This window comes from Micromonospora solifontis, from assembly GCF_003725545.1.
GTDB classification, from domain to species: Bacteria; Actinomycetota; Actinomycetes; order Mycobacteriales; family Micromonosporaceae; genus Micromonospora; species Micromonospora solifontis.
Window position 1 is genome coordinate 1 of record NZ_RJLN01000141.1, and the last position, 8,557, is coordinate 8,557.

Annotated in this window: 5 protein-coding genes; 1 reads left to right on the plus strand and 4 read right to left on the minus strand. The window is 69.7% G+C overall.

Features of this window, described 5'->3' with window-relative positions:
* Nucleotides 1-66: 66 nt before the first annotated feature.
* The 3 genes from EFE23_RS26730 to gyrB all read right to left on the minus strand — a co-directional run bounded on the left by EFE23_RS26730 (nt 67) and on the right by gyrB (nt 6,829).
* Entirely contained in the window at nt 67-966 is a 900-nt protein-coding gene (locus EFE23_RS26730) for a DUF3566 domain-containing protein (RefSeq protein WP_123243654.1), read from the minus strand.
* Between the two features lie 3 nt (nt 967-969).
* Complete coding sequence (gene gyrA, locus EFE23_RS26735; RefSeq protein WP_123243655.1) at nt 970-4,755, minus strand: intein-containing DNA gyrase subunit A; 3,786 nt, start codon at nt 4,753-4,755, stop codon at nt 970-972.
* Nucleotides 4,756-4,882: 127 nt separating this feature from the next.
* Nucleotides 4,883-6,829: a DNA topoisomerase (ATP-hydrolyzing) subunit B gene (gyrB, locus tag EFE23_RS26740; RefSeq protein WP_123243656.1), complete on the minus strand. Its 1,947-nt coding sequence runs from the start codon at nt 6,827-6,829 to the stop codon at nt 4,883-4,885.
* Nucleotides 6,830-7,441: 612 nt separating this feature from the next.
* Between gyrB and EFE23_RS26750 the strand changes: the two genes are divergently transcribed.
* Entirely contained in the window at nt 7,442-7,996 is a 555-nt protein-coding gene (locus tag EFE23_RS26750; RefSeq protein ID WP_123243658.1) for a hypothetical protein, read from the plus strand.
* A 112-nt stretch (nt 7,997-8,108) separates the two neighbouring features.
* Here EFE23_RS26750 and EFE23_RS26755 read toward each other — a convergent pair.
* The coding region (locus tag EFE23_RS26755) for a DciA family protein (RefSeq protein ID WP_123243659.1) at nt 8,109-8,557 on the minus strand (449 nt) is incomplete at its 5' end.

Sequence of the window (8,557 nt, forward strand, 5' to 3'; positions counted from 1 at the left end):
TGAACCTACCCGCATACGCCGCGCCGGGGCGACCGCTTTACGCGGCGCGCCCCGGCGTCGATCCGTTCAGTCCCGCTCGGCGAGCGTCAGCTCGATCCCGCCGACCAGGTCGGCGCAGACGTTGTAGACGAAGGCGCCGAGGGTGGCGAGCGCGGTGAAGAGCACCACGTTCACCAGGCCGATCAGCGCGGAGCTGAGGATCACGCCCTTGGCGGTGATCCGGAACCCGCCGCCGCCCTGACCGCCGGCGTTGACCAGGTCGGTCAGGCTGGCGTTGACGCTCTTGAACACGCCCATCGCGTCCAGGGCCAGGTACAGCACCGAGGTCGCGACGACCACCACGATGAAGAGCACCACCGAGACCGCGAAGGCGAACTTCATCACGGACCAGGGATCGATCCGCTTGAGGTTCAGCCGGGCCCGGCGCGGCCCACGGGACGCGGCCGAGCTGACCGAGCTGCGCGCGGCGCGTACCGCCTCACCGACCCGGGCGGCGCCCACGGCGGCCGCGCCGCTGATGCCCGGCGGCAGGCCACCGCCGTTGGCCGGCCGGCCGGTGGTGCCGGGACGGGCCCCGTCCGGTGCGGGCTTCGGCGCGGTGCCCAGCCCGACGCCGACGCGCGGCTGGGTGCCGGTCGTGCCGGGCGACGGCTTCGCCGTACCCGTTGCATTGATCGGCTGCGTCGTTGTGGGGGCGGGTTTGGCCGCGGCGGCCGGAGTCCCGACCGAGGTCGGGCTGTCGGCCTGCTCGGTCTTCTCGCTCGTCGCCGAGTCCTCCGCGGGCTTCTCCGGCGGAGGGGCCATGCCGGGGGCCCTGGTGAACTTCGGGGCAGGCGCGTCGGCGGGGACCGTGGCCCGCCCCACGGCCGCGCGGCCGGTCGCTGGTGCGCCGCTCTTGGCGGCCTCCTCGTCGACCGGGTTGGCCGAGGTCCCCGTGTTCCCCGACTTCGCCTGTGTCTCCGTCATCAACTAGTCCTGTTCGTCAGGCTCGTCGGCATTGCGAGCAATCGCCACGATAGTTACGCCGTCCGGGAGGTCCATCAGCTTGACCCCCATTGTGTTCCGGTCCCGCGTACGGCGTACAGGCTTCACCGGAGTCCGGATGACGCCGCCGTTGCTGGTGATGGCGAACAGCTCGTCATCCGGGCTGATCACCACCGCACCGACCAGACCACCGCGTCGCTCGGTGATCTTCGCAGTCAGCACGCCCTTACCTCCCCGGCCCTGGACCGGGTATTCCTCGATCGGCGTACGTTTTGCGTACCCGCCGTTCGTTGCGACCAGCACGTCCATCTCCATGCCCTCGCGCACGACCTCCATGGCAAGGAGAACATCCTCCTCGCTGAAGCGCATGCCGATGACGCCGGACGTGGCCCGGCCCATCGGGCGCAGCGCCTCGTCGCTGGCGTTGAAGCGGATCGCCTGAGCGTTCTTGGACACCAGCAGCAGGTCGTCATCCGAGCTGACCAGGGCAGCACCGACCAGCTCGTCCTCATCGCGCAGGTTGATCGCGATGATGCCGCCGGAACGGTTGGAGTCGAACTCCTCGAGCCGCGTCTTCTTCACCAGGCCGTTCTTCGTGGCCAGTACCAGGTAGGGAGCCACCTGGTAGTTCGGAATCTCGATGATCTGCGCGATCTGCTCGTCCGCTTGGAAGGCGAGCAGGTTGGCCACGTGCTGGCCCTTGGCCACCCTACTGGCCTCCGGAAGCTCGTACGCCTTGGCCCGATAGACCCTGCCCTTGTTGGTGAAGAACAGGATCCAGTCGTGCGTGGAGCATACGAAGAAGTGGCTGACGATGTCGTCCTGCCGGAGCGTGGCGCCGCTGACGCCCTTGCCGCCGCGCCGCTGGGAGCGGTAGAGGTCGACCTTGGTGCGCTTGGCGTACCCGGTGCGGGTGATGGTGACCACGACGTCCTCGCGGGCGATGAGGTCCTCCATGGAAACCTCACCGTCGAACGGGATGATCTTGGTCCGCCGGTCGTCGCCCCACTTGGCGACGATCTCGCCCAGCTCCTCGGAGACGATCCTCCGCTGCCGCTCGGGCTTGGCGAGGATGTCCTTGAGGTCGGCGATCTCCAGCTCGAGCTTGGCCAGGTCGTCGAGGATCCGCTGCCGCTCCAGGGCGGCCAGCCGGCGCAGCTGCATGTCCAGGATCGCGGTCGCCTGGACCTCGTCGATCTCCAGCAGCCGGATCAGGCCCTGGCGGGCGTCCTCCACGGTAGGCGACCGCCGGATCAGGGCGATCACCTCGTCGAGCGCGTCCAGCGCCTTCGCCAGACCGCGCAGGATGTGCGCCCGCTCCTCGGCCTTGCGCAGCCGGAACGCGGTCCGCCGGCGGATGACCTCGATCTGGTGCTCGACGTAGTGGCGGATGAACTGGGCCAGGTTGAGCGTGCGCGGCACCCCGTCGACCAGGGCCAGCATGTTGGCGCCGAAGGTCTCCTGGAGCTGGGTGTGCTTGTAGAGGTTGTTCAGCACCACCTTGGCGACCGCGTCGCGCTTGAGCACGAGCACGATCCGCATACCGGTACGCCCGGAGGACTCGTCCCGGATGTCGGCGATGCCGGCGAGCTTGCCCTCCTTGATCAGCTCGGCGATCCGCTCGGCGAGGTTGTCCGGGTTGACCTGGTACGGCAGCTCGCTCACCACGAGGGCGGGGCGACCGCGCTTGTCCTCCTCGACCTCGACCACCGCGCGCATCCGGATCGAGCCGCGGCCGGTCCGGTACGCGTCCTGGATGCCGGCCTGGCCGACGATCAGGCCGTGGGTGGGGAAGTCCGGGCCCTTGACGATCTCCAGCAGCGCCTCGAGGGTGGTCGCCTCGTCGGCCTCCGGGTGCTCCAGGCACCACTGCACGGCCGCGCCGATCTCGCGCAGGTTGTGCGGCGGGATCTTGGTGGCCATGCCGACCGCGATGCCCTCGGAGCCGTTGATCAGCAGGTTCGGGATCCGCGACGGCAGGATGGTCGGCTCCTTGGCCCGGCCGTCGTAGTTGTCCTGCAGGTCGACGGTGTCCTCGTCGATGTCCCGCAGCATCTCCATCGCCAGCGGATCGAGCTTGCATTCGGTGTTGTGGCTGACGAAGCCGTCGGAGACGAACGAGTGGTCGTCGGTGTCCACCCGAATGCTGTAGACGGGCTGGACGCCGCCGTCCGCGACCTCGGCCACCACGGCGTAGTAGAAGCGCCCGTCGACGAGCGGCTCGACCACGTCCAGAATCCCGGGCTCGGTGATCCGGGCGGCGATCTCGTCGCGGTCCCGCTCCCACCGCTCGATCCGGTCCACGTTGTGCCGGCGCAGCCAGTCGCGCTCCGTCCAGCGGCTCGCGCCGTGCTCGCGGATGAAGTCGCCCACGAACGGCACGTGGTCGCTGGAGAGCGCGGTGCTGCGCGCCGGCACCTGATCCAGCTCCGACTCCAGCTTGGCCTGCTTGCGGCCAAGGAAGCCGACGTGGGTGGCGAAGATCCGGGCGTCGCGGCGGTTGGTCACCACGACCTTGATCTCGCCGTTCTCGTACCGGCACTGCCGGCTGACGACGCCGAACTCCAGCAACAGTTGCTGGACCTCACGGGCCAGCCGCTCACTGCGGGTCGAGTACGAGATCTGGATGGTGTGGCGAGGCAGCAGCGAGGACGAGCCGTCCCCCTCGAACAGCGCCTGAAGGAAGGCGCGCTTGACGGCCGCCGGACCCTGCCAGACGAACTCCGGCACGAACTTCTCGGCACTGCGCACTCCCACCAGCTCGCCGAGCAGGCTCGCGCGAAGCGCGGTGACGTCCTGGACGTCGAACTCGTGCAGGAGGCTGCCGGAGGCGATGACGCGCTCGCTGACGTACCGAGAGCCGCCGACCGCGAGGTCGTAGGCGGCCAGGACTCGGACGAAGAATTCGCGGTCAACGTTGTTGAACCCGGCCCGCCCCTCGGACACCCAGCCTTCCGAAACGAACGCCCCGGCGAGGACGGCGGCCTCGACGTGCTCCAGCATCGGGTAGCCGATCTCGTCCGGCACCGTCCGTTGGAGGACCACCCGGTCGCCCGGGGAGATCTCGGCGAGCAGCTTCCACAGCAGGGTCGGCACGCCGGCCAGGTCCACCAGACAGAGCACCGGGTGGTTGTGGGTGCCGGTCAGCTCGTACCCCTCGCGGGTGCGCAGCCGCAGGGTCGGGTGCTCGCCGGAGTGGAAGAACTTGGAGGCGCGGACGAGGTCGCCGTTGCGGTCGCGGACCTTGAGCTCGATGTCGGTCTCGCTGCTCGACGCGGCGTCCGGCACGACGTCGCCGATCCGGACGGTCCCGTCGGCGGTACGAATCCGGGCATCTCCGGTCAGACAGTACCTCATGGCCGCAGCCGGATCATTACCCGGCGAGCCGAAGTTGCCGTTGCCGTCGACCAGTGGGTAGCGCAGCGACCAGGGCTGCGCCATCCGGACCAGCGCGTCGTAGATGGCCGAGTCGCCGTGCGGGTGGAACTGACCCATCACGTCACCGACGACGCGGGAGCACTTCACGTAGCCCCGGTCCGGCCGGTAGCCGGAGTCGAACATGGCGTAGAGGATCTTCCGGTGGACCGGCTTGAGCCCGTCCCGGACGTCCGGCAGGGCCCGCCCGACGATCACGCTCATCGCGTAGTCGAGGTACGAGCGCTGCATCTCGACCTCGAGGCCCACCGGCTCGATCCGGTCATGCGCCACGACCGCGGCCAGTGTCTCCGGGGTCTCCGGCTCGTTCGGGGTGGACTCGGGAGTATCGGTCACTGTTAACCCTTATCAGACTCAGAGTCGTGTTCGTGCTGTGGATAACGGCTGTGGAAACCGGCCGGGCTGTGGATAACTCTGTGGAATGCCGGGCCGTCCGGTGGATCCGGCCGGCCCGGCGCCTCCGTCAGATGTCCAGGAACCGCACGTCCTTGGCGTTGCGCTGGATGAACGACCGGCGGGCCTCGACGTCCTCACCCATCAACACGCTGAACAGCTCGTCGGCGGTTGCGGCGTCGTCGAGGGTCACCTGGCGCAGCGTACGGGTGGCCGGGTTCATCGTGGTCTCCCACAGCTCGGGATAGTTCATCTCGCCGAGACCCTTGAACCGCTGGATGTCGTCCGGCTTGGCGTTGGGCTTCTTCTGCTGGCGCAGCGCGATCAGCCCGTCCCGCTCCCGGTCCGAGTACGCGTACTGGGCGTCGTCGCCCTTCTTGTTCCACTTGATCTTGTAGAGCGGCGGGGCGGCCAGGTAGACGTGGCCCAGCTCGACCAGCGGCCGCATGAAGCGGAACAGCAGGGTGAGCAGCAGCGTCTGGATGTGCTGGCCGTCCACGTCGGCGTCGGCCATCAGCACGATCTTGTGGTAGCGCAGCTTCTCGATGTCGAAGTCGTCGTGGATGCCGGTGCCGAGTGCGGTGATCAGCGCCTGAACCTCGTTGTTCTTCAGCACCCGGTCGATCCGGGCCTTCTCCACGTTGAGGATCTTGCCGCGGATCGGCAGGATCGCCTGGGTCCGCGGGTCGCGGCCCTGCTTGGCCGAGCCGCCCGCCGAGTCGCCCTCGACGATGAACACCTCGGACTCGCGCGGGTCGGTGGACTGGCAGTCGGCCAGCTTGCCCGGCATCGAGCCGGACTCCAGCAGCGACTTGCGGCGGGCCAGCTTCCGCGCCTGCTGGGCGGCGATCCGGGCCCGGGCCGCCTGGGACGCCTTCTGGATGATGATCTTCGCTTCGGCCGGGTTGCGGTCGAACCAGTCGACCAGCCACTCGTTGCAGACCCGCTGCACGAAGCTCTTCACCGGCGTGTTGCCGAGCTTGGTCTTGGTCTGCCCCTCGAACTGCGGGTTGGCCAGCTTGACCGAGATGATCGCGGCGAGGCCCTCGCGGATGTCCTCGCCGGAGAGCTTCTCGTCGCCCTTGAGCAGCTTCTTGTCCGCGCCGTACCGGTTGACGACGCTGGTCAGCGCGGCCCGGAAGCCCTCCTCGTGGGTGCCGCCCTCGTGCGTGTTGATCGTGTTGGCGAAGGTGTAGACCGACTCGCCGTACGACTCGTTCCACTGCATGGCGATCTCAACCGACATGCCCTCCTCCTCGGCGCCGAACTCGACCACCGTCTTGTGGATCGGGTTCTTCGAGGCGTTGAGGTGCCGGACGAAGTCGGCGATGCCGCCCTTGTAGAGGAAGGTCACCTCGCGCGGCTTGCCCTCCTCACCCTCGGCGACCCGCTCGTCGAGCAGGTGGATGGTGAGGCCGCGGTTGAGGAAGGCCATCTCCTGCAGCCGCCGGTAGATGGTCTGGAAGTCGAGGTCGACCGTCTCGAAGACGTCCGGGTCGGGCCAGAAGGAGACCGCCGAGCCGGTCCGGTCGGTCGGCTCGCCCTTCTCCAGCGGGGTCGGCTTGGAGTTGCTGTACTGCTGCCGCCAGACGAAGCCATCCTTGTGGATCTCCACCGCCATCCGGGTGGAGAGGGCGTTCACCACGGAGACGCCGACGCCGTGCAGACCACCGGAGACCGCGTACGCCTTGCCGTCGAACTTGCCGCCGGCGTGCAGCACGGTCAGCGCGACCTCGACACCGGGCTTCTTCAGCTTGGGGTGCAGGTCGACCGGGAAGCCACGCCCGTTGTCGGTGACCCGGACGCCGCCGTCGGCCAGCAGCACCACGTCGATGGTGTCGCAGTATCCGGCCAGCGCCTCGTCCACCGCGTTGTCGACCACCTCCCACACGAGGTGGTGCAGGCCGCGTTCGCCGGTGGACCCGATGTACATACCGGGCCGCTTCCGGACCGCCTCCAACCCCTCGAGAACGGTGATCGACTCGGCGCCGTACTTCTTGTTGTCCTCCGCTGCCACCCTCGGCCACTTTCTCGCACCGACCACGCCAGGGCGCGGGGCGCGGGTTCGGCGGACAGGACGCGACGTCGGCGCGCACGGACCGGTCCCCGGGTATCCAGGTCACGGATCGCTACGCCGATCGCCGCGGTTGCCCGCGGATCGCGATCGGCTCGACCCGACCCGGGACAATGATCAAGGGCCCTGGGGCCCCTGTCCGTCGCTCCGTGTCGAGTCTTTCGTCTCACCGTCAATCTTACTCTGCGCAGCCGACCAAACCGCCACTCGGCACCGCTGCGCGGCGGCTGAGAACTCCGTAGCGGCCCGAACTTGGCTGTCCGCGACTCCCCCTACACGCCAGCGACGGCTTCCGGTCGCGGCGCGGCGTCAGACCGGCCGGCATCCGGTCCGGGCGCCACCGGGCGATGCGCGGGTCGGATTCCCGGCCGCCGGCCCGGCTGAAGCCCCCGGGCGCCGGATCGCCACCGGCATGGTGACCGACCGGGGGTCGCGTCGGGACCGGAGGTGCCGTACCTTTGCGGCGCCGCCGCTGCGGTCTTGATCTTTCGTGGCCGGAACCGGGACGATCGACCCGATCGGTCCGACATCGCGCTTGGTGAGAGGTGACGCCAGATGGGGCTGGACAATGTCGCGGTGCACTGGCCGCGTACCGGCCGCTTCTACGATCCGGTCGCGCCGGCCGAGTTCGTCGACTTCGGCGAGATCGTGGACATGCCACGCATCTCCGCCCCCACCGCCGCGCTCGCCGAGTTGATCGCCAAGACGGGCACGGTGCGGGCGACGGCGTACACCGAGCTGGTCGACCTGATCCTCGGGCTGGAGAACGTGCTCTACGCCACGGAGAACGCGGCCGAGGACGAGGACCCGGTGATCGACCCGGACGGCTGCTCGTGGATCGCCGACGGGGTGGAGAAGTTCGTGGCCCGGCACCGGCCGATCGGCGAGGCGGTGACCTTCGAGTCGGTCAGCGAGGTGCTGCGGGCCCTGCTGGGCGACGGCCGCCTCGCCGAGCAGCAGCTGCGCTGGCTGGACAGCCGGCTGGACAAGCTGCGCGACGAGAACGGTGATCCGCCGCAGTGGAACTTCACCTGCGCCGAGCTGAGCGTGCTCGCCGCCTTCTACCGGCGCTGCGCCGACCGCGGCTTCGCCGTCTACGCCGACGTCTGACCCGCCGCCCGCCGGGGAGGGCCGGACTGCGGCAACTGGCGGTGTCCCACGTCCAAGAGGGGCGGCATGCCGCAGGCCGCGCCGGACCAGCGCCGGTCGGAGGCCGCGGGGGTCAGCCGTACGTGTCGCGGGGGCCCCGGCCGCGGACCCGGCGCGGGCCGCGCGACCAGGACGGCGCGGCGGGGCCGTGGATGTGCAGCTTGCGGACCACGTTGTGGCCCACCTCGCGGGCGATCTGCTGGAGCAGTGAGCTGGCGAGCAGCCGCAGCTGGGTGGCCCACGCCGTCGACCGGGCCTCCACGGTCAGCTCGCCGTTCTCCAGCTTGACCGGGCGGCTGTGCTGCGCCACCTCCGGCCCGACCACCCGCTCCCAGGCGCCGAAGACCGTCGCCTCGGCCGCCGGCTGCTGCCAGCCGCGCGCCTTGACCAGCTTCTCCAGCACCGCGCCGAGCAGTTGGGGATCGCGCGGGTCCGGTCCGGGACCGGAGTAGCCGCGCAGCCGCCGCTCGCCGTCGCCGCGTACCGCGCTGCGCCGCCGGCCGGGGGTGGCCGCCTGCCGGC